Origin of the sequence: Geobacillus sp. Sah69, assembly GCF_001414205.1 — a bacterium.
In the GTDB taxonomy this organism is placed as follows: domain Bacteria; phylum Bacillota; class Bacilli; order Bacillales; family Anoxybacillaceae; genus Geobacillus; species Geobacillus stearothermophilus.
The window spans coordinates 1-25,388 of record NZ_LLKS01000019.1 but is presented as its reverse complement, the minus strand read 5'-3'; the positions used below and the strand labels follow the sequence as shown (position 1 = coordinate 25,388).

General features: G+C 54.6%; 28 protein-coding genes and 3 pseudogenes. 5 read left to right on the top strand and 26 right to left on the bottom strand.

Annotated features, from left to right (window positions below; all coding sequences use genetic code 11):
- Positions 1–39 precede the first annotated feature (39 nt).
- Positions 40–327 carry a post-transcriptional regulator gene (locus tag AP057_RS01930; RefSeq protein ID WP_033014790.1) on the bottom strand — a complete coding sequence of 96 codons (288 nt, stop codon included), beginning with the start codon at positions 325–327 and terminating at the stop codon, positions 40–42.
- Between the two features lie 111 nt (positions 328–438).
- On the opposite strand from AP057_RS01930, the gene spoVB reads away from it, so the two are divergent.
- Both spoVB and AP057_RS01920 read left to right on the top strand, forming a co-directional pair.
- Complete coding sequence (gene spoVB, locus AP057_RS01925) at positions 439–2,001, top strand: stage V sporulation protein B (RefSeq protein ID WP_055357946.1); 1,563 nt, start codon at positions 439–441, stop codon at positions 1,999–2,001.
- 66 nt (positions 2,002–2,067) lie between these two features.
- Positions 2,068–2,451: a TIGR04086 family membrane protein gene (locus AP057_RS01920; protein ID WP_055357945.1), complete on the top strand. Its 384-nt coding sequence runs from the start codon at positions 2,068–2,070 to the stop codon at positions 2,449–2,451.
- Positions 2,452–2,614: 163 nt separating this feature from the next.
- On the opposite strand, the gene yajC is transcribed toward AP057_RS01920, so the two are convergent.
- From yajC to AP057_RS01890, 6 genes are all read right to left on the bottom strand, one after another.
- Positions 2,615–2,887: a preprotein translocase subunit YajC gene (gene yajC, locus AP057_RS01915; protein WP_055357944.1), complete on the bottom strand. Its 273-nt coding sequence runs from the start codon at positions 2,885–2,887 to the stop codon at positions 2,615–2,617.
- 23 nt (positions 2,888–2,910) lie between these two features.
- Positions 2,911–4,053: a tRNA guanosine(34) transglycosylase Tgt gene (gene tgt / locus AP057_RS01910; RefSeq protein WP_055357943.1), complete on the bottom strand. Its 1,143-nt coding sequence runs from the start codon at positions 4,051–4,053 to the stop codon at positions 2,911–2,913.
- 17 nt (positions 4,054–4,070) lie between these two features.
- Positions 4,071–5,099, bottom strand: a complete 1,029-nt coding sequence (gene queA, locus AP057_RS01905; protein ID WP_055357942.1) for a tRNA preQ1(34) S-adenosylmethionine ribosyltransferase-isomerase QueA — start codon at positions 5,097–5,099, stop codon at positions 4,071–4,073.
- A gap of 519 nt (positions 5,100–5,618) precedes the next feature.
- Complete coding sequence (locus AP057_RS01900; protein WP_055357941.1) at positions 5,619–6,299, bottom strand: hypothetical protein; 681 nt, start codon at positions 6,297–6,299, stop codon at positions 5,619–5,621.
- Between the two features lie 123 nt (positions 6,300–6,422).
- Positions 6,423–6,671: a hypothetical protein gene (locus AP057_RS01895; protein ID WP_055357940.1), complete on the bottom strand. Its 249-nt coding sequence runs from the start codon at positions 6,669–6,671 to the stop codon at positions 6,423–6,425.
- 452 nt (positions 6,672–7,123) lie between these two features.
- Positions 7,124–7,888: a tyrosine-protein phosphatase gene (locus AP057_RS01890; protein ID WP_055357939.1), complete on the bottom strand. Its 765-nt coding sequence runs from the start codon at positions 7,886–7,888 to the stop codon at positions 7,124–7,126.
- 233 nt (positions 7,889–8,121) lie between these two features.
- On the opposite strand from AP057_RS01890, the gene AP057_RS01885 reads away from it, so the two are divergent.
- Entirely contained in the window at positions 8,122–9,063 is a 942-nt protein-coding gene (locus AP057_RS01885) for a LytR family transcriptional regulator (protein WP_055357938.1), read from the top strand.
- A gap of 31 nt (positions 9,064–9,094) precedes the next feature.
- Here AP057_RS01885 and AP057_RS01880 read toward each other — a convergent pair whose 3' ends face one another.
- The 10 genes from AP057_RS01880 to spoIIID form a co-directional block, all read right to left on the bottom strand.
- Positions 9,095–9,880 carry an SGNH/GDSL hydrolase family protein gene (locus AP057_RS01880; RefSeq protein ID WP_055357937.1) on the bottom strand — a complete coding sequence of 262 codons (786 nt, stop codon included), beginning with the start codon at positions 9,878–9,880 and terminating at the stop codon, positions 9,095–9,097.
- Positions 9,881–9,939: 59 nt separating this feature from the next.
- Positions 9,940–10,638, bottom strand: a complete 699-nt coding sequence (locus AP057_RS01875; RefSeq protein ID WP_049624845.1) for a CpsD/CapB family tyrosine-protein kinase — start codon at positions 10,636–10,638, stop codon at positions 9,940–9,942.
- The gene (locus tag AP057_RS01870) at positions 10,628–11,371 is read right to left on the bottom strand and encodes a YveK family protein (protein ID WP_055357936.1); all 744 of its coding nucleotides are present in this window, start codon (positions 11,369–11,371) and stop codon (positions 10,628–10,630) included. Before AP057_RS01870 ends, AP057_RS01875 begins: the two co-directional genes overlap by 11 nt.
- Positions 11,372–11,621: 250 nt before the next feature.
- Positions 11,622–11,987 (bottom strand): hypothetical protein, encoded by a 366-nt coding sequence (locus AP057_RS01865; RefSeq protein ID WP_055357935.1) that lies wholly within the window; start codon positions 11,985–11,987, stop codon positions 11,622–11,624.
- 159 nt (positions 11,988–12,146) lie between these two features.
- Positions 12,147–12,584 (bottom strand): 3-hydroxyacyl-ACP dehydratase FabZ, encoded by a 438-nt coding sequence (gene fabZ / locus AP057_RS01860; RefSeq protein ID WP_055357934.1) that lies wholly within the window; start codon positions 12,582–12,584, stop codon positions 12,147–12,149.
- A 52-nt stretch (positions 12,585–12,636) separates the two neighbouring features.
- Positions 12,637–12,969 (bottom strand): DNA-directed RNA polymerase subunit beta, encoded by a 333-nt coding sequence (locus AP057_RS01855; RefSeq protein ID WP_033013682.1) that lies wholly within the window; start codon positions 12,967–12,969, stop codon positions 12,637–12,639.
- A gap of 11 nt (positions 12,970–12,980) precedes the next feature.
- Positions 12,981–13,802 (bottom strand): flagellar hook-basal body protein, encoded by an 822-nt coding sequence (locus AP057_RS01850; RefSeq protein ID WP_055357933.1) that lies wholly within the window; start codon positions 13,800–13,802, stop codon positions 12,981–12,983.
- A gap of 21 nt (positions 13,803–13,823) precedes the next feature.
- Positions 13,824–14,654, bottom strand: a complete 831-nt coding sequence (locus AP057_RS01845; protein WP_049626538.1) for a flagellar hook-basal body protein — start codon at positions 14,652–14,654, stop codon at positions 13,824–13,826.
- Positions 14,655–14,777: 123 nt separating this feature from the next.
- Positions 14,778–15,779, bottom strand: a complete 1,002-nt coding sequence (locus AP057_RS01840) for a rod shape-determining protein (protein WP_055357932.1) — start codon at positions 15,777–15,779, stop codon at positions 14,778–14,780.
- Positions 15,780–15,885: 106 nt separating this feature from the next.
- On the bottom strand, positions 15,886–16,149 hold the full coding sequence (gene spoIIID / locus AP057_RS01835; RefSeq protein WP_008880665.1) for a sporulation transcriptional regulator SpoIIID: 264 nt from the start codon (positions 16,147–16,149) through the stop codon (positions 15,886–15,888).
- 310 nt (positions 16,150–16,459) lie between these two features.
- Here spoIIID and AP057_RS01830 point away from each other — a divergent pair, with 310 nt between their 5' ends.
- Complete coding sequence (locus tag AP057_RS01830) at positions 16,460–16,969, top strand: BsuPI-related putative proteinase inhibitor (RefSeq protein ID WP_011232802.1); 510 nt, start codon at positions 16,460–16,462, stop codon at positions 16,967–16,969.
- A 210-nt stretch (positions 16,970–17,179) separates the two neighbouring features.
- Here the strand turns inward: AP057_RS01830 and AP057_RS01820 are convergent, their stop codons facing one another.
- The 3 genes and pseudogenes from AP057_RS01820 to AP057_RS01810 all read right to left on the bottom strand — a co-directional run.
- Positions 17,180–17,713: a chromate transporter gene (locus AP057_RS01820; RefSeq protein WP_011232803.1), complete on the bottom strand. Its 534-nt coding sequence runs from the start codon at positions 17,711–17,713 to the stop codon at positions 17,180–17,182.
- Entirely contained in the window at positions 17,710–18,291 is a 582-nt protein-coding gene (locus AP057_RS01815; RefSeq protein ID WP_055357931.1) for a chromate transporter, read from the bottom strand. The genes AP057_RS01820 and AP057_RS01815 overlap by 4 nt, the downstream gene beginning before the upstream one ends.
- 25 nt (positions 18,292–18,316) lie before the next feature.
- A pseudogene (locus AP057_RS01810) lies at positions 18,317–19,474 on the bottom strand (gamma-glutamyltransferase family protein); the annotation flags it as partial.
- Positions 19,475–19,538: 64 nt separating this feature from the next.
- Between AP057_RS01810 and AP057_RS17710 the strand changes: the two are divergent.
- A pseudogene (locus AP057_RS17710) lies at positions 19,539–19,706 on the top strand (RNA-guided endonuclease TnpB family protein); the annotation flags it as partial.
- Between the two features lie 121 nt (positions 19,707–19,827).
- On the opposite strand, the gene AP057_RS01805 reads toward AP057_RS17710, so the two are convergent.
- The 6 genes and pseudogenes from AP057_RS01805 to AP057_RS01780 all read right to left on the bottom strand — a co-directional run.
- Positions 19,828–20,721, bottom strand: coding sequence for a M23 family metallopeptidase (locus AP057_RS01805; protein WP_053532599.1), 894 nt, complete (start codon positions 20,719–20,721; stop codon positions 19,828–19,830).
- Positions 20,722–20,848: 127 nt separating this feature from the next.
- Positions 20,849–21,877: a stage II sporulation protein D gene (gene spoIID / locus AP057_RS01800; protein ID WP_033013675.1), complete on the bottom strand. Its 1,029-nt coding sequence runs from the start codon at positions 21,875–21,877 to the stop codon at positions 20,849–20,851.
- A gap of 335 nt (positions 21,878–22,212) precedes the next feature.
- Positions 22,213–23,517 (bottom strand): UDP-N-acetylglucosamine 1-carboxyvinyltransferase, encoded by a 1,305-nt coding sequence (gene murA, locus AP057_RS01795; RefSeq protein ID WP_049624888.1) that lies wholly within the window; start codon positions 23,515–23,517, stop codon positions 22,213–22,215.
- A 31-nt stretch (positions 23,518–23,548) separates the two neighbouring features.
- Positions 23,549–24,304 (bottom strand): YwmB family TATA-box binding protein, encoded by a 756-nt coding sequence (locus AP057_RS01790; RefSeq protein ID WP_055357930.1) that lies wholly within the window; start codon positions 24,302–24,304, stop codon positions 23,549–23,551.
- 276 nt (positions 24,305–24,580) lie between these two features.
- Positions 24,581–24,820, bottom strand: coding sequence for a DUF1146 family protein (locus AP057_RS01785; protein WP_033011771.1), 240 nt, complete (start codon positions 24,818–24,820; stop codon positions 24,581–24,583).
- Positions 24,821–25,120: 300 nt separating this feature from the next.
- A pseudogene (locus AP057_RS01780) lies at positions 25,121–25,388 on the bottom strand (UPF0236 family protein); the annotation flags it as partial.

The window sequence follows — 25,388 nt, the reverse complement described above, 5'->3', positions numbered from 1 at the left end:
TCCATTATGAAACAGCAGCCGGCAAGTGTCAATTTTCCACTATAACAACTCCTTTAAAACCCGCTCCAACTCATCATCGCCGGCCGCCTGCTGCTTATACGAACGCATCGTCAAAAATATCATATACTCGCTCGGCGAAAGAGAGAAAATGTCGCTGACCAACTCATGCAGTTTTTTTTCCGCCGGCCGATGCTTCCACTTTCGGGAACATAAACATTCCCACAGCCCGTCCATCGTCACTTGCGTATAGCCGAGAAGACGAAACTCATCGCACTTCGACTCGAGCGCCGGCATGAGCTGTTCGCGCAGCTTCCGGTTTTCATCCATCCCCCATACCCCCTTGTATCCATTGCCGCCTGCCAATCTTGTCATGCTTGGCCATGGGCCTTGCATATATTGTATAAAAGATGGAGGCATTTGAGAAGGCAGGGGGAGAAAATGTCTAAATTTTTACAAGGTACGGTCATTTTAATCGTCGCTGGCTTTATTACGAAAATTCTCGGCTTCATCAACCGAATTGTCGTCGCCCGCATGATCGGCGATGAAGGAGTCGGGCTGTACATGATGGCCGTGCCGACGCTCGTTTTAGCGATTACCGCGACGCAGATCGGGCTTCCGGTCGCCATTTCCAAACTCGTCGCCGAAGCAGAGGCGGCCGGCGACCGGCAACGGGTGAAACAAATTCTCGTCGTGTCGCTGGCCACCACCGGCGCGCTAAGCATCGTGCTTCTGCCGGCGTTGATCGCTGTTGCGCCATGGCTCTCCCGGACGATGTTCACCGACCCGCGTACGTACTATCCGCTTCTTGCCATCGCTCCAATTGTGCCGATCGTCGCCATCTCTTCGGTGCTGCGCGGCTACTTTCAAGGACGCCAGCAAATGAAACCGTACGCCTACTCGCTCTTGCTGGAACAAATCGTCCGCATCAGCTTGATCGCCTTATGCACACAGCCGCTTTTGCCGTACGGCGTCGAGTATGCCGCCGCCGGCGCCATGGCGTCTTCCGTTCTCGGCGAGCTGGCAGCATTATTGTATTTACTGTTTTTATTTAAGGTTAAAAAATCGATTCGCCTGCGGACAAAGTTTTTTCACTACGTCCAAGCCGGCAAAGAGACGTTCGTCCGCCTCATGCGCATTGCCTTGCCAACGACCGGCGGCCGTTTGATCGGCTCGCTTTCTTGGTTTTTTGAGCCAATCGTCGTCGCCAACAGCTTGGCATTGGCCGGCATCGCCGCCTCCACTGCCACAAGGCAATACGGACAGCTTGTCGGCTACGCGCTGCCGTTGTTGACGTTGCCGTCGTTTATTACGTACGCGCTTTCGACCACCCTGGTGCCGGCCATCAGCGAAGCCATGGCGCAACGCAAGCTGCTTTTGGTCGAATACCGGATCACCCAGGCGATGCGCTTGTCGCTTATCACCGGCGGCCTTTCCACCGTCATTCTTTACTTGTTCGCCGAGCCGCTCATGCGCTGGATGTACGGCACAAGTGAAGCCGCGATCTTTATTCAAGTGATGGCGCCGTTTTTCTTATTGTATTATTTCCAAGGCCCGCTGCAGGCGGTCTTGCAAGGACTGGACTTGGCGAAAGCCGCCATGACGAACAGCTTGATCGGAGCAGTGGTGAAGCTCGTGTGCATCTTCGTCCTTGCTTCCCGTCCAAGTTTGGGCATTATGGGCGCGGCGCTGGCGACTGCAGTCAGCACCGTTCTTGTGACGTTGCTTCACTTTGCCACGGTCGTCAAGATGGTGTCTTTTTCCATCGATGCACGCGAGTACATCAAAGCGCTTGGCGCCATCATCGCTGCGGGCGCAATCGGCTATGCGCTCTCCCGCCATCCGCTTTTGGCGGTGCCCGCACCGCTTTGGACGCTGCTTGCCATGGCCGCGACAGCCGCCCTATATGCCGCCTGCCTCATTCTGTTCCGGCTCATCCGGCGCGAAGAGCTCGTCTACCTTCCGGTGCTGCACTGGCTGGCCGGCAAAAACAAGCGAAAATAAACGTCTAAACCTGTCCGGCGGTGAATATATTGTGGTAAAAAGCATTTGGGCCAAGGAGGGATCGCGGTGTCACGGCTTGGCAGCGCACTGGTGTATGGAATCGCCACAGTTTTTGTGTTGGCGGCGCTCGTCAGCTTCATTTTTTCGTTGTTGCTCAAATGGACGGACATTCACGAATCGTCGCTCACCTGGATCGTGTTTGCCGCCTCGGTTGTCTCGCTGTTTATCGGCGGCATTGTCGCCGGCGGAAAAAGCCAAGAAAAAGGATGGCTCGCCGGCGGGCTGACCGGCCTCTTATTTACGGCGATCATCTTTTTGTTTCAATTTCTTGGCATGGAAAAATCGTTTACCGTCGAACAATGGCTGTACCACCTTGCCTTTTTCGCCGCTGCTTCCTTAGGCGGCATCGTCGGGGTCAATTTGTCATCGTCGCGCTATGAACGGACGTAAAAACGACAAACCAGCGCAAAAGCAAAAGGTGTCCTCAAAGCAAACGGGACACCTTTTGTGATGGAGAGCGCGATGGTAAGAAACGAGATTGCGTCTCGCTCGCGCTTTTCACACCGCCGTTCAAATCGGCGCTCAAGCTTAGACGCCGATGGCCGCGCTTTCGCTACGCCTTGCTTTCCGCCACCACTTCTCTCACCGCGGAGCGGTCGAACGTCAGTCGCGTGCCGTCGCCGGCGCGAACGATGATTTTGTCCTCATCGACCGAGTCGATGATGCCGTGCAATCCACCGATCGTGATGATTTTATCGCCTTTTTTCAAATTCGCCTGCATTTGCTGGATGGCGCGTTGCCGTTTTTGTTGCGGGCGAATGATCAAAAAGTAGAACATCACAAAAAACAGCACAATCAGCAACAAATTGGCGATCGCTGCGTTCATGCAATCCCCCTCCTTTCCGGTCGTCAAAAGTTTTTTGCATTCGGCTTGTTGAAGCCGTAGCGTTCGAAAAATTCCTCACGGAAATCGGCGAGTCGATCTTCGCGGATCGCTTGTCTCACCTGCTCCATCAATTTTATCAAAAAATAGACGTTATGGTAAGACGTGAGGCGGATGCCAAATGTTTCATCGCATTTGATGAGATGGCGGATGTACGCGCGCGTATAGTTCCGGCACGTGTAGCAGTCGCAGTTCGGATCGAGCGGCGAGAAGTCGCGAGCGTACTGGGCATTTTTGATCACCACCCGTCCTTCGCTCGTCATCACGGTACCGTTGCGGCCGATGCGCGTCGGCAGCACGCAATCAAACATGTCGATGCCGCGGATCGCCCCGTCGATGAGCGAATCCGGCGAACCGACGCCCATTAAATAGCGGGGCTTGTCCGCTGGCAAAAGCGGCGTCGTAAACTCAAGCACCCGATTCATCACGTCTTTCGGCTCGCCGACCGACAACCCGCCGACCGCATAGCCCGGGAAATCGAGCGACACTAAATCGCGGGCGCTTTGCCGGCGCAAATCTTCATATTCACCGCCTTGGACGATGCCAAACAGCCCTTGCTCATTCGGGCGGCGGTGCGCCTTCAAGCAGCGCTCCGCCCAACGGCTCGTCCGCTCGATGGACTGTTTCATGTATTCATACGTCGCTGGATACGGCGGGCACTCATCAAACGCCATGATGATGTCGGCGCCAAGCGCATTTTGAATCTCGACTGCTTTTTCCGGCGATAAAAACAGCTTATCGCCGTTTAAATGGTTGCGGAAATAGACGCCTTCTTCCTCGATGCGGCGGAATTCACTCAAACTAAACACCTGGAAGCCTCCGGAATCCGTCAAAATGCCGCGATCCCAATTCATAAACGCATGCAATCCGCCCGCTTCCGCGACAATGTCATGCCCCGGGCGCAGCCAAAGATGATAGGTGTTGCTTAAAATGACGCCGGCCCCCATTGTCTTCAGCTCTTCCGGCGACAGCGTCTTGACCGTGGCGAGCGTCCCAACCGGCATAAACATCGGCGTTTCAAACGAGCCGTGCGGCGTATGGAGGATGCCAAGGCGCGCGCTAGTCTGCCGGCACGTTTTGATCAGTTCAAAGCGAATCGGTGTCGTCAACGTGCTCGTCTCCTTTCTCAAATGATGAGCATGGCATCACCGAAGCTGAAAAAGCGGTATCGCTCTTTGACCGCTACTTGATACGCGTGCAAAATATTTTCGCGCCCGGCGAGCGCACTCACGAGCATGATGAGCGTCGATTTCGGCAGGTGGAAGTTCGTCACCAGCCCATCAATCCCTTTGAACTCATAGCCCGGATAGATGAAAATGTCGGTCCAGCCACTTTCTGCAACAAATCGGCCGTTATGTTTGCCGGCGATCGTCTCGAGCGTCCGTGTCGACGTCGTGCCGACGGCGATGATGCGGCCGCCCTGCTCCCGGACGCGGTTTAACGTCTCAGCCGTTTCCTCGCTCATTTGATAAAATTCGGCGTGCATATCGTGCTTCTCGACTTCGTCCACTTGCACTGGCCGAAACGTGCCAAGCCCGACATGAAGGGTGATGAAGACAATATGCACCCCTTTTTCGCGAATGGCGTCAAGCAGCTCTTCGGTGAAATGCAAACCGGCGGTTGGCGCCGCTGCCGAACCAATTTCACGGGCGTACACCGTCTGATACCGTTCCGGGTCGTCAAGCTTTTCTTTAATGTACGGGGGCAGCGGCATCTCCCCAAGTTCGGCCAATACTTCATAAAACAGGCCGTCATACGAAAACTCAAGCACTCGCCCGCCGTGTTCCAGCGTATCGAGGCAGACGGCTTCAAGCTTCCCCTCGCCAAAGGTGAGTTTCGTTCCTGGCTTGACTCGTTTTCCCGGCTTGACGAGCGTCTCCCAACGGTCGCCGTCAAGGTGCTTTAAAAGCAGCACTTCCACCGTCCCGCCCGTTTCCGCTTTTTCGCCGTAAAGCCGCGCCGGCATGACGCGCGTATCGTTTAAAACGAGGCAGTCGCCCGGATTCAAGTACGAAATAATGTTGCGAAACGTTTCATGGCGAATGGCGCCCGTTCGTTTATCGAGCACCATGAGCCTTGATGCCGCCCGGTCTGGAAGCGGCGTTTGCGCAATCAACTCTTCCGGCAAATGAAAATCAAACAAATCGACTTTCATCCTATTTCGCGCAGGAGACTCCCACTTCAACGACCAAAGGGAGTAAGTGGGAGAGGAATGCGCGTTCCCCCCTTTCTTTTGTGTATGATATAATAAAGGCGTGGAGAAAACCGTTCAATAAAGGCACTCCAATCACGGCTACTCGATGTATGGAGTTGGTTACAGGAAACGTTGTAACCGTAAAACATCGAGCGTAGGTCCGTCTGTTGTGTGTGGAAGCCAAGTACTGCCAACAGACACACCGAGAGAATCGGTAACGATGCAGGCATGACCTGCGTCGTTGGGTAGTCGTCAACCTGCCCCCTGATGCAACCCCAAGTCAAGGAAGGAGGACGAAGTCCGTTTGCACTTCTGGGGAGTTGCAAGCCCCCACTTCAAGCGTTAGCGAAGTGGGGGTAGTTGACGTGGTACGTAACCCCCTATGTATAGTTGGCCCCTATGCCCCCGCGCATCGGTGCAACCGTAGCTGCGCCGATGCGCCGATGCATATGGGCATAAAAAATAGCCCCTTTTCGGGACTTAGTTTGGCATTTTTGATTTCAGATTCAAGATTTCTTTTTCATGATCGATCAGTTTGTCAAACATCACATCGGATCGGCGCTGCAAGTGCGAGACGGTGACATCGACGGATTTCCTTATATTCGTTACATCGTTTAAAATGAGGGATTGATTGTGTTTGGAAATGCGCAGCTCTTCGAGGATTCGCTCTTGCATCTGCTTCATGCCGGCCATCTCGTGTTCTAGTGTTTGTTGGCCTTGTTGCAGCTGGGTGATGTCTTTTTGGATTTGAGAAACCGTCGTTTCCAATGTCCGTTGGCCTTCTTGGAGCTGGACGATCTCACGCTGCAATGCATTCTGGCCTTCTTGCAACTGGACAATGTCTTTTTGAATTTGGGAAACCGTCGTTTCCAATGTCCGTTGGCCTTGTTGCAGATGAATGACCTCACGCTGCAACGCCTTCTGCCCTTCTTGGAGCTGGGCAACGTCCTTTTGAATTTGGGAAACCGTGGTTTCTAATGTCTGTTGGCCTTGTTGCAGCTGGGTGACATCCTTCTGAAGTTGTGATACGTCTTGCTGCAGCTGCGATACGTCTTGACGAATGTGTCCGACTGTTCCTTCCAACCGCTCAAGCCTGTCGTGGACTGGTTTCAGTTCTTCTTGCAAGACGGAACGAAGCAATTCTTTCAGCTCTTGGCTCATGGCTTCACCTCCTTGACGCCATTATAGCATGGCGCGGCAGGGAAACGTTACAACGTGTATTCTCCTTGTCCGGAGTCATTCAGTGGAATGCGTTGATGAGGAACTTCATGCCCCAATTCGAGGTTATTCATCCTCTCCATCCTCTTCCCCGATCTGGAATGCATACGTCTCTTCATTCAACTGCCAAATGACTTCATTGAACGTTTCCGCCGGAAAGCCGTTTTCGGTCGGAATGAGCGGCGTGATGATCGTGTCTTGGCCTTGCATGCGGAACTGGTACGCCCTCACCTTTTTCGGATCAATCGCGTCCTCATCGACATAGCCATACGTTTTCATCAACTGTTCTCTCTTTAACGCCCAAGTTTGTTCCATGCGCGTATCGCCTCTTTTCACAGATTACGGATCCTCTATCTTTCTATTATAAACGATACGCCTGACTCATAATCACTGAATTAGATAAAAACGAGTGAAAAATCGGGCATCTAACCCGCCCTCACGCCACACCCTCGACGACGGGCGTCTAAGGTGCCGGGACCGTCATCGTCCCCACCCACGGCATGGCCGAGTGCCTCCATTGATAACGGTAAGGAGACATCACCGGAAAAAGCGCGAAGCAAGAAAAAGGCCTGTCTTTAAGACAAAGAAGCCGCTGCTAGGAATCTCTCGCCGCGCGCCGAATTGTCTTAAAGAAAGAGCCGCTGCTATTGGATGCCGTTCGACATGATCCTGAATCGTTCTACAAGAAACAAGCCATGTTTCGACACCGAACGGACAAAAAAAAGAAGTATCTCTTCTACTTTTTTATATCATACTCCCAACTATTTCTAAAAGAGGCCGAGGAACTTTTTCTTTCTCACTCGCTGCGGCTCATCGCGGAATACGGCTTGGCCGCGGATGAGCTGCTCGGCGTTTTCGCGGAAGTAGTGGAGCGCCTCGGTGCCGAATTCTTTGCGGACCGTTTCGTACGCCTCGCGAAGGCGGAACGGCCGCGTTTTCGTGTTATGGACGTCCGAGGCAATGAAGTGGGCCAAGTTCGCTTCGATCAGCTGAAAGGAGAACGTTTTGATGTTCTTGCCGAAATGGCCTGTAACGCTTGATGCCGTCAGCTGGGCCAAGGCACCGCGTTTGACGAGCTGGTACAGCCGCTCTGGATATTCGATGATTTCAACGTTTCGCTCCGGATGGGCGATGATCGGGATGAACCCTTTTACTTGCGCATCAAAGAGGAGCTGCTCCGCATACTTTGGTACATGATCGGGCGGAAATTCGATCAAAATGTATGGCGTATCGGCAAGCGTCATCACCTCGCCGCGAGCCAGGCCGTCAAGCAAGTCGCCGTGGATGCGCACTTCCTGGCCAGGAAGGACGGTGAGGTCGATGCCGCGCCGTTTCAATTCGTCGTTCAACTCAGCCGCCAAGGAAAGGACAGCTGGTCTTGGGTTTTCATACGTCCCATTTTGATGATGGGGAGTGGCGATGATCGTCGTGATTCCTTCCTTGGCTGCAGCCTGCGCCATGACGATGGCGTTCTCCATCGCAGCCGCTCCGTCGTCAACGCCGGGCAAAATATGGCTGTGAATGTCGACCATCGTCCACTCCTCCTTTTTTCGCTCTACTAAACACCTATTATGTTAACATAGAAAAAACAAGCTATCAATGGGCGATATTTGTCGAACATTATCGAAATGGAAGGAAAATTCCACCGATTAGGGGGCAAGCTGGAACGCCTTCCAATGCGGCTGTCAGTTGTCTTCTTTTCGAAAACGGTCTATAATCGAAATGGCATGCACGAAAATTTCGGAATGGAAAAGGAAGAGTGCCCATGAGAGCAGAACGTCGAAAAAAGAAGAAAACATGGCTCCGCTGGGTGGCGGGATTGCTTGTTGTGTTATTCGCTGGAGCGGGAATATTCGCCTATTCTATTTATCATCATGTGAAACAGACGGCAAACCAAATGCACGAGAACGTCAACTGGAAGTCGGAGAAGCGGAAAGAGGACGTTTCGTTTGAACGGAAAACGCCGATTTCCATTTTGTTGATCGGTGTCGATGAACGGAAAGGGGATAAAGGACGCGCCGATACGCTCATCGTCATGACGGTGAATCCAAACAAGCAGTCGATTGAGATGGTCAGCGTGCCGCGCGACACGAGAACAGAGATTATCGGGAAAGGGACGGAAGATAAAATCAACCACTCGTACGCCTTCGGCGGGGTGGAGATGACGATGGCGACGGTGGAGCATTTCTTAGATATTCCGATTGACTATTACATTAAAGTCAACATGGAAAGCTTCCGCGACATCGTCGATGCGGTCGGCGGGGTGACGGTGAACAACCCGTTCGCGTTTACGTATGAAGGAACGCATTTCCCGAAAGGCGAGATTACATTGAACGGAGACGAAGCGCTGAAATATTCGCGCATGCGCTACGACGACCCGCGCAGCGATTTCGGGCGCCAGGACCGGCAAAAGCAGATCATTCAAGCGATTATTGAGAAAGGCGCCAGCTTCTCGTCGCTCACAAACTACAGCGATGTGCTCGCGGCGATCGGGAAAAACGTGAAAACGAACTTGACGTTTGAGGAAATGAAAGACATTCAGGCGAATTACAAAGACGCCCGCAAGCACATTAAGCAGCTGCATATTACGGGACAAGGGACGAAAATCAACGGCATTTATTACTTGATCGTGCCAGAGAGCGAACGGTTGGCGATTTCGAATGAGTTGAAGGAGCATCTGGAGTTGAAGGCAACAGCGGCGAAGTAAATGAGACGCGCACCTTAAGAGGTGCGCGTTTTTATTGGGCGATGAAGCGCTTGGCGAGCGCATCGGCCCACACGTTGGCGCCTTCTGCGGTCGGCAGGTCGGTTTGCGGGTCGACATAGCGGTTCAGTTCTTCGCTTTGATCGTCGGGCCAGGCGGGCCAATGGTTGAGATACGGATAGCCGTTCTCATTGGCGAACGCTTCGAGCCGTTCCACTTGACGCGGATAGTAGGTCGCGTTGTAAATCGGGTTCGGCGGCTGCAAGATCACGACCGCATTCGGGGCCGCGGATTTGAGCCCGGCGAGGATCGATTGGATGTGGGCAAGAGTGTCGTCGATCGTCACGACACCGTTGTCGTTTAATAAAAACGGTTCAAGCAAGACAAGATCCGGCTTATCCTTGGCCCAGTCGGCGGCGATGCGCTGCCGATCGGCGTCGGCGGTCGTCAAACCCTCGTATTCGTGGACGGTGATGTGAAACACGCCTTTCCCGTACGCTTTGTCGAGCGCCTGTTTTAATAAATCAGGCCAGCCGCCGTTCTCTGGCGTTGATTCCGAGCCAGCGATGACAAGGCGGATCGGACGGTGTTCCTCCACCGCCCGCTTGATGGCAGCTTGCGCGGCCGCTGGCAGCTGCTTGGCGCGGGCGAGGATCGCTTCCGTTTGGCTCGTCTCCGTTTCCTGCTTGGCGGATGTTTCGACTTTCGCCCGCGCCGCCTGCACGGTGGCGTCGATTTTTCGCTCCCAGTACAAGTGACCGGTGATCAGAAAGGCAAGGCAAGCGGCGGTGAGCAAAAGGATGAAGACGAAGTTTCTCAACGGTTCTCTCCCCTTTTCTCTATCAGAACGGCTTCCCGCGGTCGGGAAGCCGTTTGTGGTTACTTGTATTGATAGTAGTAATAGTACCCGCCGTCACGGTGCTTCCGCTTGTTCAAGACAACGCCGAGCAGTTTGGCGTTGGCCGCTTCGAGCAGTTCTTTCGCCTTGACGGCCGCCTCGATTTCCGTGCCGCCGCTTTCGATGACCAAGACGGTGCCGTCGCATTGATTGGCTAAAATTTGCGCGTCTGTCACGGCCAAGACAGGCGGAGTGTCGAAGACGACAAGGTCAAACGTCTCATACAGCTGTTCGAGGCATTGCGCCATCGCTTTCGAACTGAGGAGCTCGGCGGGGTTGGGCGGAATCGGGCCCGACGTCAAAACCGACAAGTGATCGATTTCGGTCGCTTGGCACGTCGGCAACAGCGGCGCCGAGCCCGTCAAAACGTTCGTTAATCCCATGTAGTTGTTTAACCGGAAGGTGTAATGGACCGTCGGTTTGCGCAAATCAGCATCAACAAGTAGCGTCTTTTTCCCTTGCTGGGCGAAGACGACCGCCAAGTTCGCCGCGGTGGTCGTCTTTCCTTCGCCAGACCGCGTTGACGTGACAATTAAGGAACGAAGCGGCGCATCAATGAATGAAAATTGGATATTCGTCCGGATCGTCCGATATTGCTCTGCGATGGGCGATTTCGGATTGTCAAATGTGATCAGCTTCCGCTCCGCTTTGCGGATTGATGCTGCTGGTTTACGAGCCAATGGTTTCACCTCTTGTTTGTGGAATGACGGTTTCGCGTTTCGCTTTTTGCCCACCTTCCGCCGTAATGACGCTGACCGCGCCGAGCACCGGCAGGCCGAGATGTTTTTCGACGTCTTCTTCCGTTTTGATCGTGTTGTCCAAGTACTCGAGCAGGAAGGCGATCCCGACGCCGGTCATGAGGCCGACGACAAAGGCGATGGCCATGTTCAGCAATGGCTTCGGTTTGACCGGGGCTTGATGGTCTTTCACTTCCGCTTTCGAGAGAATCGTTACGTTGTCGATGTTCATGATTTTGACGATTTCGTTTTTGAACACTTCCGCGGTTTTGTTGGCGATCTTGACCGCCAAGGCAGGATCGGGATCTTGGACGGTGACGGAGAACACTTGCGAGTCTTTTTCGCTTGAGACTTGAATCTGTTCGTTCAGCTCGTCGATCGTCCGGTCAAGCTGCAGCTCGTCTTTCACTTTTTCCAAAATGGTCGGGCTTTTGATGATGACGCTGTACGTGTTGATGAGCTGCACGTTCGTTTGGATTTCATTGAAGTTGTAGAGCTGCTGCTCCGATTTCGCTTGGTTGACGAGAATTTGTGTCGATGCCTGATAAATCGGCGTTAATAGAAAATAGCTGACCACACCGCTTACAACGGTCGCTAGCGCGGTGATCAGGACGATGAGCCAAAGCCGTTTGCGCAATGTTTCGAACAGTTCGCGCAGGCTGATTGTTTCTTCCACCAGTATTCCCCCTCTCTTGTCTGTCTCCTTCTTGGTTGACGTTCGCGGTACGTACGCCCCCTCTGATGCAAAAGGGAAGGTTGTACAAATGTTTCCTCCTCAAGAACATCCCGATGTTCGACCTCTGTCCCGATCTTTCGAACATGAATCGACATTCCCATTATAGCGAATGAAGCGAAACATATCTAGCCGAAATCGGTACTAATTTTGGCGAAACGAAAAGGCCGCCTCGATCGGCAGCCTTTTTTCGTTATTCGTCTATATTGTCTTTGTCGTTAGCGTCTTGCGGGTCTTCAATTGGGTCTTCGCGGTCCGGAACCGTATCGCGCTCATCATCGCCCGGTCCGTTGTTCGTGTCGTCTCCCGGCGGGAGTTGATTGTTTTGGTTGTCGTTCAAATCAGCATCGCGGTTGTCCGGGATGCCGTCATTGTCTTTGTCGTTGTCGACGTCATCGTCTTGGTTGATGTCATCGGCCGGGTTCACGTCTTGGTCGTTGACATCGTTTTGATTGTTGTTTGGCGGCGGCGGATTGTCTTTGTCGCCATTGCATCCGGACGCTAAAAAGAGGGCGACGATGGCGCTGAACAGTTTGAACAGCAACGCCTTTTTTTTCATGGCACCTTCTCCTTTCTTCGTGTTGTGGTGACCTTATGTAAGACCGGTCCTTGTTTATCTTTCCCAGAAGAGCGCATTTCATGCAAGGGGAATGAAACAAATGCGGAGGTGGCGTTTAGGGGAATGAACATACGCGCCCCGCAAAGGAGCGCGCGTTGGTCAGCCGTTTGTTTTCTCACCAAGGGCGAACATGAGCTCTGTTTCGCAGACGAGTTCGCCGTCGACGGTGGCGGTGCCTTTGCCTTTGCCGATGGCGCCGCGGGCGCGGAGAATTTCGACTTCCAGGCAAATTTGGTCGCCTGGTTTCACTTGCCGCTTAAAGCGGCAGTTGTCGATGCCGGCGAAAAAAGCGAGGCGGCCGCGGTTTTCTTCGCTTTGCAGGAGGACGACGGCGCCGACTTGGGCGAGCGCCTCGACGATCAACACGCCGGGCATGACCGGGTATTCGGGGAAGTGGCCGGCGAAAAACGCTTCGTTGGCGCTGACGTTTTTGATGCCGACGGCGCGCTTTCCTTCTTCGATTTCCAGAATGCGGTCGACAAGCAAAAACGGGTAGCGGTGCGGGATGATGGACTGGATTTGTTGGATGTCAAGCATAGAAACACTCCTTTTTCATGATCATCAAGACGATGACGCGGCGAGGTGCTGCTTACGTCCCTTTTTCGACAAAGTCGAGAATGTGCTGCCACGTCGAGGGGCGGAACACGTCAAGCCACGCTCCGTCGCCGATGGCGCTGTAGCCAACGACCGCTCCCGCCGCAAGGCAGATGGCCATAAGAACGGTGACGATCACGAGCCGAAGCCAGATCGGGATGAGCCGGGTGCGCGCGAAACGGCGCGGCGCGGCCGCCTCCTCTTCAGCCGGAAGGGCTTGGGCTTCCGGTTCAGCGGGAGCCGGCGGGCTCTTTCTCACTCGGCCTTTCCGCCTTGCCATCCGGGAAGACGGCCGATGCATACGCTCTTGATGCCTCTCGTCACTCATCGCGATCCTCCTTATGAGGAGCGCATGCCGTTAATCAGCCCGAGCATTTGTTCCGAAATGGAAATGGCGCGGGCGTTCAGCTGATACGCTCGGTTTGTCGCCATTAGGCCAACCATTTCTTCGCCAAGGTCGACGTTCGACTGTTCCAAGGCGCCTTGCTTGACGCCGATTTGGCCACGCAAATTGCCGTTGAGCTCCCGAGCGGCGCCAGGGACATCCGGCAAGGTGAAGACGTTGTCTCCCTGGGCTTCGAGAAGCTGCGGACGGTCAATGGCGGTGACGCCAAGGTTCACGCGGGCAACAACCGCACCGCTGGCATCAGTGGCCGTCAGCGTCCCGGTTGGGGAGAGCTGAAAGCCGGTTGTGCCGGTGGGAAATTCGATGGGCCGATTCGCTTCATCGAGCACCGGGCGGCCGTCGCTTGTCACGAGGGCAAGACGCCCGTCCATAGGAGTGACAGAAAAGTTGCCAGCGCGGGTGTAGCCGATCGTTGTGTCACCGTTGGCATTGGCGACTTGAACGCGAAACCATTGGTTGGCGGCGGTGAAGGCGAAATCGAGCGCGCGGCCGGTCTCGACGAGCGTTCCTTGAACAGACACAAGCATCGTCGAGGCGAGGCGCGCCCCGTTGCCGTAACGCACGCCGGCCGGCGTCTCACGTGGCGCTTCGTCGGCGGGGAGGCGGTCGACTTGCTGGGCGAGGAGCTCAGCGAAGCTCGCTTCGCGCCGTTTAAAGCCAACGGTGTTGCTGTTGGCGATGTTGTGGCTGATCGTATCAAGCCGCTCTTGCAAGGCGTTCATCGTGTTGGCGGCGGTGAGCATCGAACGAAGCACGGGCTTGTCCTCCTTTTGTCATCATTTCAGGCGGCCGACTTCATTGACGGCCTTGTCCAAGCTGCGGTCGTACGCTTGGATGATTTTTTGGTTTGCTTCAAACGTTCGGTAAGCCGCGAGCAAGTCGGTCATCGTCCGCTCAACGTCCACGTTCGACCGTTCGAGAAACCGCTGCTTGACGGTATACGTGACATTGCCGGGCGCCTGCGGCAATGGCCCTGCCGTGCTGCGGAACAGGCCGTTTCCTTCCTTCACCAATGTTTGCGGGTTGGCGGCGAAGGCGACGCCAAGGCGGGCGATTTCCCGGTTTCCGGTGATGATCGTCCCGTCGTCGCGGACGGCGAACGTTTCATTCGGAACGGCGATACGCTCGCCGTTGCCATCGAGCACATACCAACCGTCTTGCGTGGTTAAATAGCCGTCCGGGCTCACGGTGAAATGGCCGTTGCGCGTGTACCGGATGTCGCCTTGGCCGTTTTCGACGGCAAACAAGAGCGCCCCGCGCTGCCCGCTTGCCGGGTCGACCGGGACTTGTCCATCGACTAAGGCTACATCAGTGGAGAGACCGGTTTCTTTCATATCCCCTTGGCGGAAGTTCGGGATGAGTTCTTGCATATAGACACCCGTCTGGAGCGGCCCGATCGCCGTTTGCGTCAGAATGGCGCGCGGCGGGGCGGTCGGAATCGGCTCGTCCTCGAGGCGGCTCATCAACAGTTCTGGAAACGCTCTCATCGCTCCTGCATCAGCTTTGTATCCCGGCGTTTCGGCGTTCGCCAAGTTGTTGGTCAGCATCTCGACGCGCCGCTCCTGGGCGAGCATGCCGCTCGCGGCGGTATACAATCCTCTTAGCATGACAGCTCCCTCGCTTGTCCATGAAAATTCGTGGCAGAAAGCCGCTGCCGGCGTTGGCGGGCGGCTTGTTGATTCCATTATAGGCGGGCGGGGGCGGCAGCCGCATCCCCTGCTTTTCCTTTTTTACACCAACTGCGATTTCGACGCGCGGTCGATGTTCTCAAGCATCAGCCCGGTGCCAAGGGCGACGCAGTCCATCGGATTTTCGGCGATGAACACCGGCAGCTTCAGCTCTTCGGCAAGCAACTGATCGATGCCATGCAAGAGGGCGCCGCCGCCCGTTAAGATGACGCCTCGGTCGATGATGTCGGCCGACAGTTCCGGCGGGGTGCGCTCGAGCACGCTTTTGGCGGCTTGTACAATCAACGACACCGGCTCGCGAAGCGCCCGTTCGATCTCCTCCGATCGAACGGTGATCGTGCGCGGCAGTCCGGTGACGAGATCGCGGCCGCGGACGTCGATTTCTTCGGACCGTGCGCCTGGGAATACCGTTGCGACCTTAATCTTGATTTCCTCGGCCGTTCGCTCCCCAATGAGCAGCTTATATTCGCGCTTGATGTAGTTTAAAATCTCCATATCAAACTTGTCCCCGGCCATTTTAATGGAAGAGGCGGTGACGATGTCTCCCATCGAGAGAACCGCGACGTCAGTCGTGCCACCGCCAATATCAACGACCATGTTTCCGCACGGCTGAAAAATGTCCATTCCGGCGCCAATGGCTGCGACTTTCGGCTCTTCCTCCAAGTACACTTTTTTGCCGCCGCTTTTTTCCGCTGCCTCTTTGATCGCTTTCCGTTCCACGGATGTTGTGTTCGTCGGGCAACAAATCAAAATGCGCGGTTTGGCGAAAAAGCCTTTTAGGTCGAGCTTGCTTAAGAAATGCTTCAGCATGGCTTCGGTAATGTCAAAATCCGCGATGACGCCGTCTTTGAGCGGCCGAATGGCAACAATATTCCCAGGAGTACGTCCGACCATTCGTCGTGCTTCTTCGCCCACTGCCAGCACTTTGTTCGTGTGTTTATCGATCGCCACGACGGACGGCTCATTGAGCACGATGCCTTTGCCTTTGACGAAAATGAGGACGTTCGCCGTGCCTAGGTCGATGCCGATGTCTCGTGAAAACATATGACTTGCTCCTCCTTGCCTCTGCCCTAAAATCATTCCTAATTGTTTATTCTACCATATTTGCCTCCCGGAATGATACTGCAAACGGCAGATGGCAAGGAAAAAGTCAGTTGTTTTTCACTGCTTGCTTTTTATACTTTTTCTTCGTTGCTTCCCCGCCGCGCAAATGGCGGATCGATTTATGGTAATCGAGAATTTGTTTGACTTCTTGGGCCAGTTCCGGGTTGATTTCCGGCAGCCGCTCGGTCAAGTCTTTATGCACGGTGCTTTTGGATACGCCAAATTCTTTCGCAATGACGCGAACGGTTTTCCTTGTCTCCACGATATACTTGCCAATCTTGATCGTACGCTCTTTGATGTAATCGTGCACACCACTCGCCCTCCCTAGGTTGGATGTGAGAAGTGAGAAGTGTGAAATGAGACTCGTCTTGCCAATGATGGGCGCCGCTTTCGTTGGATGTCTTAGAAGCGTCTTCATCGCGTCGCTTGCCGGTTGTGAACGATCCCCACCTCAACCACTCTCATTGCTGTTCAATTTGTAACATTTTATTAGACAAATCGGGCATATATACCAGAAATATCAAGGCGGACAACGGTTTTTTCACAATTTTTTTGCGGTTTGTAACGAGAGCGAAATGGGAAACGACTATATTATAAAGAGGTAAAAAGGAGGCACCGACATGGGCAAAGGAAAAGTGATCGGCATCGCCGCGGCGTTAGCAGGGGTAGCGGCAGCGAGCGCACTGCTCGTGCATGTCAATGCTGACGAACGGCCGCAAGCGAAAGACGATTTGCTTGCCCCAGCGCCATCAGGCAAACCGGCGCCCGCGGGCGGAAAAGGCATCATCGCCGGGACGCTTGAGCCATCGCTGACATATGAAAAACAAAACGGGGCATACGTGTTTACCTTCACGGTGAAAAACCAAACCGAACGCGTGCAAACGGTGACGTTTACGAGCTCGAAAAAGTATGACTACGTTTTATACCGCGATGGACAAAAGATGAAGCAGTTCAGCGAAGGGAAGATGTTTGCGCAAATTTATGAGGAACGGCCGTTAAAACAGGGGGAAGAGCTGTCGTTTCAGGAAACGTTCCGCGACCTAGAACCGGGGACGTATACGCTTGAGTGGTGGCTCGCTGATCCAAACTGGCCGAACGCGCGGGCGAAGGCGACATTTACGGTCGAGTGAAGGCGCTGCCGGTTTGCCTTCGCGGCTGTTGCCGCGCTCGCCATCCGGCGTCTAAATTAGGAAAACGCTCCTGTCCCGAGCGCTTTTTGCGGCCTTTTCCAACAGGAATTTCTGCATCGATGTTCTTTTTTGCCCGCGCTGCCACAAAAAGAGGGATGCTCACCCATGGATGAAGCATCCCGTTGCAGCGCCGAAAAGATTTTCCCTGCATTACGACAAAAAGAAAGCCCCATACACAAGCGCCAAGACGATGACGTACGCTGGGTGGATGCGCCATTTGCCCAGCAGCAAAAAAGCGCTCGCGGCGGTGAGAAACGCCGTTTGGCCGAGCCCGGCCCCTTCGTACGATTCGCGGAAAAGGTCGATCGCCATAATCCCGAGCATCACGGCGATCGCTGGGCGGATGTAGGCGGTGAGCCGCTTCACTTGCGGCGCGTCTTTCCATTTGTACAAGAGCCCAAGCAGCGCCAACAGCAAAACGAGCGACGGAGCGACGCTGGCAAACACTCCGATGGCAGCGCCAAGGACGCCGGCTTGTTCGTATCCGATATAACCTGCCATTTTCGTCGCAATGGGGCCGGGAAGAGAGTTGCCAAGCGCCAGCACCTCGCTGAATTCGTTGACCGTCATCCAGCCGTAGCGGTCAACGACCTCGTGCTCGATGAGTGGGATGGAAGCCGGGCCGCCGCCGTAGCCGAGAATGCCGGGCCAAAAAAAGGCGAGAAACAGCTGCCAGTAGATCATGACGACGCCCTCCTTTCTCCGCCTTTGTCTCTATCCACCGCCTTCGGCTTGCTTCGGCCGACAAACGCGGCCGCAAGCAACACTGCGACCACAAGCGCCGGATGAAGGCCGAGCCACTGCAAGGCGACAAAGCAGGCCAACAGGAGCAGGGCGGCCGGCCGCCAGCCGAGGGCGGCGCGCGCCTGTTTGGCGAACTGCCACGTCATTTCCGCCAACATGACCGCCACGACCGGCAACACCGCTTTTGTCATCCCGGCCACCCACGGCGTGTCTTTGAACGACGACAGCGCGGCCAGCAGCACGATCATCAGCACGACCGTCGGGGCGGTCGTCGCCAAGACGGCGTTCACTAAGCCGAGCGCGCCGCCGACACGGTAGCCGATATAGCCAGCGAGCTTCGTCGCGATCGGGCCAGGCAAGGCGTTGGCAATGGCGAGAATTTCCGCAAACTCTTCATCGGTCATCCACCGGTATTTTGTCACCACTTCGGCGCGCACGAGCGGGATCGAGGACGGCCCGCCCCCGTACCCGAGCATGCCGACGCGGAAAAAAGCAAGAAATAAATGCCATTGGTTCATCGAAGTCATCCCTTTATCGTGAGTCTCACCAAGCGGCGACCGCCCCGTCCGTGCGCGGCTCCGTCCCGGCGGCAAGCACGCCGGTGTCAGGATCGCGCCAAATGATTTGTCCGCGGCCGAACGGACCTCCGTCTAAGGCAAAGCGAATGTCATGCCCTTTGCGGGCGAGCGCTTCGGCGATATGGCGCGGGAAGTGCGGCTCGACGAGCACCGTTTTTTCTTCCATCCACTGCCATCGTGGCGCATCGAGCGCCGCTTGCGGGTTCAAGTCAAAATCGATGGTGTTCATGATCACTTGCAAATGCCCTTGCGGCTGCATAAATCCGCCCATGACGCCGAACGGGCCGACCGGTGCGCCGCCTTTCGTCAAAAAGCCGGGGATGATCGTATGGTACGGCTTTTTCCTTGGCGCCAGCCCGTTCGGATGGCGTTCATCGAAGACAAAGTTATGGCCGCGGTTGTGCAGGGCGATGCCCGTGCCTGGGACGACGAGGCCGGAGCCGAAGCCCATGTAATTGCTTTGAATATAGGAGACCATATTCCCTTCGCCGTCGGCGGCGGCCAAATAGACCGTGCCGCCTTTGGGCGGCGTCCCCGGCTCCGGCGTGAGCGCCTCCGCGCCGATTTGCGCCCGGCGCATGGCGGCAAACGACTCCGACAACAGCTCGTCTGGGCTGCAGCTCATATAACGGCGGTCGGCGATGTACGCTTTTCCATCGGCAAAGGCCAGCTTCATCGCCTCGATTTGCCGGTGGTGCGTCTCGACATCCGGGACGCTTGGCACGTCAAACCCGTTCATGATGTTGATGGCCATCAACGCGACAAGCCCCTGCCCGTTCGGCGGGATTTCCCACACTTCATAGCCGCGATAGGAAACGGAGATCGGCTCGACCCATTCCGGTTCGTACTCGGCGAGGTCGTCCGCCGCCAAAAAGCCGCCGTATTGCTTCGAGAAGGCGGCGATTTTTTCCGCCAGCTCGCCGCGGTAAAAGCTTTCCGCCTCCGTTTCGGCAATGGAGCGCAGCGTCGCCGCATGATCCGGAGACGCCCACACTTCCCCGATCTTCGGCGCGCGGCCGCCCGGCGCAAACGTCGCAAACCACGAGGCGAACTCCGGCCCGTTCAGCGCTTCTTTGTACACCCGATAAGCGTTCGCCCAGTATTTGCCCAGCACCGGCGATACTTGACACAAAAGTGCTTGCACAAGCCAAGTTACACGACATGACCTATCGTCTACTTCGATCAAGCGTGCCAAGTACAAACGAATGCGAAAAACCCTCCAGCAAAAAGGGACGGCTTCTGCGCGTCGGAAGTTGAAAACAATCGGACAACGAGAAAACCGTTGGATGACGGATGTGAACCATGCTGTCACGAAGGCACTCGTTCGTCAATATGGAGAACGTACCCTTTTGGTCGCTGTGCTTCCCCGTTTGGATTTCGAAACATCAAAACCAAAAAGACCCGCCCGCTTGTCTTGGCAAACGGACAGGCCTTTTCGTCGCGTTTTTCGTTTCCTCTTGCTCGACGCCTTGTCGATTACGCTCTCGCCATGCCGATCGAGGCGTCTGGCGTTTTGTAGGAAGACGCGTCATCATGTTGGTCTTGCTCATGGTCGCTTGGCGCCGTTTTGTTGTCATCAGCCGGCGTTTGTTCGGTTTCCTTGGCCGGGCTTTGTTCACTCGGCGCGGTTTCGTCGCTTGGCGTCACGTTCTTCTCTTCGCTTGCGTTGGCGTTATCTGTTCCGGCGTTGTCTTCGGCTTTGTCGGTCAAGGCGGTCAACGGTTTGTCGATATAGTCGATCGGGTTGACCGGTTTGCCGTCTTTGCGAATTTCAAAGTGGACGTGGATGTCTGCTTGTTTGTTAAACTCGCTTTGCCCTGCCTTGCCAATCACTTCGCCTTGTTTCACCGTATCGCCTGCTTCCACTTTCACGTCGGCCAGCGATTGATAGACGGTCGTGACCCCTTGTTCATGATTGATTTCCACAACGTAGCCTAAAATCGGGTCTTTTTCCGCTTTCGTTACCGTGCCGCTTAATGCAGCCGTAACGTCAAACGTTTTGCCGTCTTGGCGCACAAGGTCGATCCCTTGGTTCGGATGGTACGTATGATCGTAAAAGACGAGGGCTGCTTCCTGTTCCTGTTCTGATGCGTTGTCATCATAGAACGGTGTTTTGACTTGCACGGCGTTCGGGTCAAGCACAGGCATCGCGATGTTTTCGACCGTTTCATTGACCGGAACAGCCGGGTTTTCCTGCTGGGCGGTGCCGTTTTTCACGGTGTCGTTTTCACCCGACTTCTCTTGTTTGCCCACTTGGAACCAAAGTGCGCCCGCGACGATCAACGCTGCGCAAGATAGATAAATAGCCGGAAATACCCAACGCTTGCGGAAGAAACGCTTCAGCGACGGTTGTTTTTGTTCCTCTCTCATGTTCATCACCTCAGCAACCATTTTGAACAGAAAGAGGAAAAGATATACACGCCGAATACAATTTTTTCGCTTATTTTTTGATATTCCCCCGCATTTTATGCAAAAAAAAATCGGAGCGGACGCCCCGTCATTGTTTGGCGGTCAACTTGTTCAAAAAGGCGGTCGCTGAAGAGATGCGGACGCCTCGGTAATAATGCTTCACGATGTCGGCGTACGTTTTCCCTTCTTTGGCCATAAAGTTGGCGCCGTATTGACTCATGCCGACGCCATGGCCGTAACCTTTCGTCGTAATGATGATGTCATTCCCGCTACGCACCCAGGTGAAATCACTCGACGGCAAGCCGAGCCGTTCACGCACTTCGCGGCCCGTGAACGTCTTTCCGCCGATTTTCACCTCGCCGACTCGACGGCCGGGCGTGCGCGATAAAATGACACCGACGGATCCGTCTTTTGGCAGCACGATTCCGAGCCTCCGCTCAAATTCGACGACAGACATCGTTTTTCGCTGATAAAACTTCGGGGATTGTTTGTCCCATAGGCTGACGACGCTTTTTAAATACGGGATATCGTTTTTCCAGTACGCTTCAGAATTTTCTGTATACCCGTTGCTTGTGGAAAAGAAGAGCGCTTCAATCGGTTCGTTGTTGTACGTTAAAATTTGCCCGCGCGTATCCAGAACCGCTTTGGTCACTTTTTTGATCTTCCAGTCGTAATCGCTTCCCCATAACTTCCGCAGTTCGTCATCGCTGTAATACACTTGGTGCGCCACTGTGTCGGTCACATTCGCTCCTTGCGGCAGGCGGAACGGCTGGTTGGCGAGCATCTGTTTGACGATATACGTTCGTGCCGTTAAGGCCTGCGCCTTTAACGCCTCGAGCTCAAATTCGGCCGGCATTTCCGCCGCCACCACTCCGATGACGTACTGTTCAAGGGGGATTTTTTCCACGCGCTGTTCTTTGCTTCGGTAAACCGCCACGTCAATGGACGGCCCTTCGGCTGCCTGCGAACGCTGGAGTTGTTCGTGCTTCTGCAACTGTTCCGTCAATTTCGCCACCTTCCCATCGTAAAACGGCAGGACAAGCGCTGCAGGAATGACGAGGATGGCCACAAACAGGCATAGTGCAAGTACGATGACCGGTTTCAGTCGTTTCACCATAGCCGAGCCCCCAATATGCATTTTCTAAGCCCAAGCGGACATGATCAATCAATGCCTGCATGGCTTCCGTTCGTTACTTATAGTTATGGGCTCGGACAAGTATATATGACTGTTTTCTTTCGCGTCTCCTCCTGTCCTTGAACGAGCGGATGCGCGCCCTCTTCCGTGCAGCGGAAAGCGGAGAGCCGGCATTGGCCGGCCAAGCGGGGGGGGAGAGAATGCAAAAAACGACCATTCGATAAGCGTCAATTCCCGTTTTTAGGTCTGGGCGTGAGAAAATGCAAAAAACGACCATTCCCCGCCGAAACAGGCAGTTCACGGTCGTTTTTTCGCCATTATCCGTTCCATTCGATCGCTTGGATCGGGTCGAGTTGTTCTGTTTCTTCCCGAACGCGTTCAATGTCAGCGCCAAGCGCGGCCAGTTTTTCATGAAAGCGGACATAGCCGCGGTCAAGATGACGAAGCTCGGTCACGCGCGTGTAGCCGTCCGCCGCAAGTCCAGCCAAAATCAAAGCGGCGGCAGCACGCAAATCGGTGGCCGCTACTTCAGCGCCTTGCAGCTGGCACGGACCGTTAATAATGACAGAGCGCCCTTCAATTTTAATATCAGCGTTCATCCGGCGGAATTCTTCCACATGCATGAAGCGGTTTTCAAATACCGTCTCGGTGATCATGCTTGTGCCTTCGGCTTTTAACAAGAGAGCCATCATTTGCGATTGCATGTCGGTCGGAAACCCTGGGTATGGCATCGTTTTAATGTCGACGGCTTTCAACGTTTCCGGACCGATGACGCGCACCCCGTTTTCTTCTTCGATAATCGTCACGCCCATTTCTTCCAACTTGGCAATGAGCGAGCTTAAATGTTCGGGAACCGCTCCTTGCACGAGGACGTTGCCGCCGGTGATGGCGGCTGCCACCATAAAGGTGCCAGCTTCAATGCGATCCGGGATGACGGTGTGGGACGTGCCGACGAGCTCGTCAACTCCCTCGATTCGAATCGTGCCGGTCCCGGCGCCGCGCACTTTGGCGCCCATCGCGTTCAAAAAGTTCGCCAAATCGACAATTTCCGGCTCTTTGGCGCAGTTTTCGATCACAGTTGTACCTTCCGCGAGCACCGCGGCCATCATAATATTTTCCGTTGCCCCAACGCTTGGAAAGTCCAAGTATACTTTGGCGCCGCGGAGACGGCCGTTCACTTCTGCATCGATAAAGCCGTTGCCGACTTTCACGGAGGCGCCCATTGCTTCAAATCCTTTTAAATGTTGATCGATCGGGCGCGAACCAATGGCACAGCCACCCGGCAAGGCGACGCGGGCGCGGCCGTTGCGGGCCAACAGCGGTCCCATGACGAGCACGGAAGCGCGCATTTTCCGCACATATTCAAACGGCGCTTCCACCGTCAGCGGAGCGGTCGCATCGACCGTTACCGTATTGCCGGCGATTTGCACATCGGCGCCTAAATAGCGGAGCACCTCACTGATTGTATATACATCGGAAAGAGCAGGCACATCATGAATCGTGCTAGTTCCTTTTGTCGCTAATAAGGTGGCAGCAATGACGGGCAAAACGGCATTTTTTGCGCCTTCCACTTTGACGGTGCCGCTCAACCGGTTTCCGCCACGGACGATGATCTTTTCCAAGGTATTCCCCTCCGCGTCCAATTTCTCTATATTAATATTCAATGGTAATGATTGGGGTTCCAACAACGACGCGCGTCTTGCCGCCCAATCTTTCCCTCAAGGCGAGTTGCAGGTTGATCGGCTGTTGCTTGGCGGCCGGGAGAACGTTCTTCCACTGCCCAGTATATGCAGACAGGGAAACGAATGACTCTTCCCGCAACCACTCAACCGGTTTCGCTTGAAAGTCGCGCACCAGCCGAGAAGCCTGATCGAACAAACCACCTTTCATATTACCATTGAATTCGCCTTCAATACAAGCATAAAATGTAGGGTCGTTCACAAATAGGCCGTTCGTCTTCATTTGAATCTGGCGTGCTGCTTCTTTCCACCCAATCCGGCTCCATTTGGGGCCCGTTGCTTCATAGAGGATATACGTTTGCGGCGTACCGTTTGTGACGGTCATCACGAGCTGGATTTGTTCTTGGAAGAAGGCGTGCTCGTTTTTGCCGATCGCTTTTTGCCAATGTCCGCTTTTGGCAAACGACCAGTGAAACGAACGATATGTTTGTTTCAATTCCGCCATTTTTTTGAAAAAGTCCGCATCATTTTGAATATCGTGGACATACTCTCTTGTGTAAATGACCCAGCGGCCAAGCGAAGCACCGTGTTGCGCCAGCGTGTGCGCCATCGTTTCCATCGGTTTTGACCATTCGTCCCCCTGCGCGCCTTCTGTCCGGTATTGCCAGGCGGCGAAAAACAGGCTGGCCAGCATGAGCGCCAGCAGCCATTTCATCCGGTTTTTTCTCATCTTCGTTCCCTTCCTCTCCTTACTTGTTATTGTTGCCACCAGGACAGGGAACATACGTCCAAAAAATCGACAACCGGCGATTTTTGAAATCGTTTTCATGCATAAAAATAGAGTGGACGGATCGTCCACTCGGCCGAAAAAGACCCGGCCACCCATGCAGATCAATGGCGCCATATGGAAGATGCGTCGGCCGCGCGCGGCCGATCGCATAGCCTGTTGCGGCCAAAACGAGCGTGTCGGCGGCATGAAGCCTGCCCTGCCGCGGACGGGGCGCTGCTAGTCGCGAAACAAATACGGCAAATCGGTCGACCATGCCCAATAGTCGAGGAAAAAGTTCGCAACCGTTGAGCCGATCGCAATCGTCAATAAAATGTACAGCAGCCGCCCTTGGACGACGCGGTTCGGCTTCAGAAGCACTTCAAGCCGGACAGCTTGCAGCGTCCACCACGTCACCGCCATGAACACTAAATGAATGATAATCGACAGCAGCGCCTGTTGACCGATGATGGGCATCACCGCGCTCCACCTCCTCCTAAACCATGCAAACGTCCCCCATCCTCTTGATGAGGCGGTTTCCCCTCTGTTCAACAAAAAAGAGGAGAGGGTTCCCTCTCCCCTTATTGTACCGTTACGGCAAAAAATCGCCAAAATGCCCAAATTGGGCGGAGTCAGTCAAGACTTTGTGGAGAACATTTTTTCGGTTCACTACGGGCGTTGTCAATCACTAGTTAGCGAACCATTTTCAGGAATTGATATCGTAAGCGCTTTCGGACTCTCATCCCTCATCTTGAAGTGATGATATTGTATTCCATTTTTTTACACCCAACCACCATCCCGGAGCGCCGACAACGCTTGATGGATCGGCGTCCCGGATGACCGCTGCAGACACGGTAGATTCTGACGCACCACATCTGCCCATAACCGTCCGGCCTTCCGTTTGGCCTGTTCGATCCGCTTGGACTTTGTTGAGGCCGAGGCCGCCGTTCGGGTCTCTTCTTCCTCCACCAACTGCCCATTTCTCCGCCAAATCCCGTCGATTCGGGCCGCCATCGCCCTCAGAAACGCCCGAAGCCCTTGGTCTTTC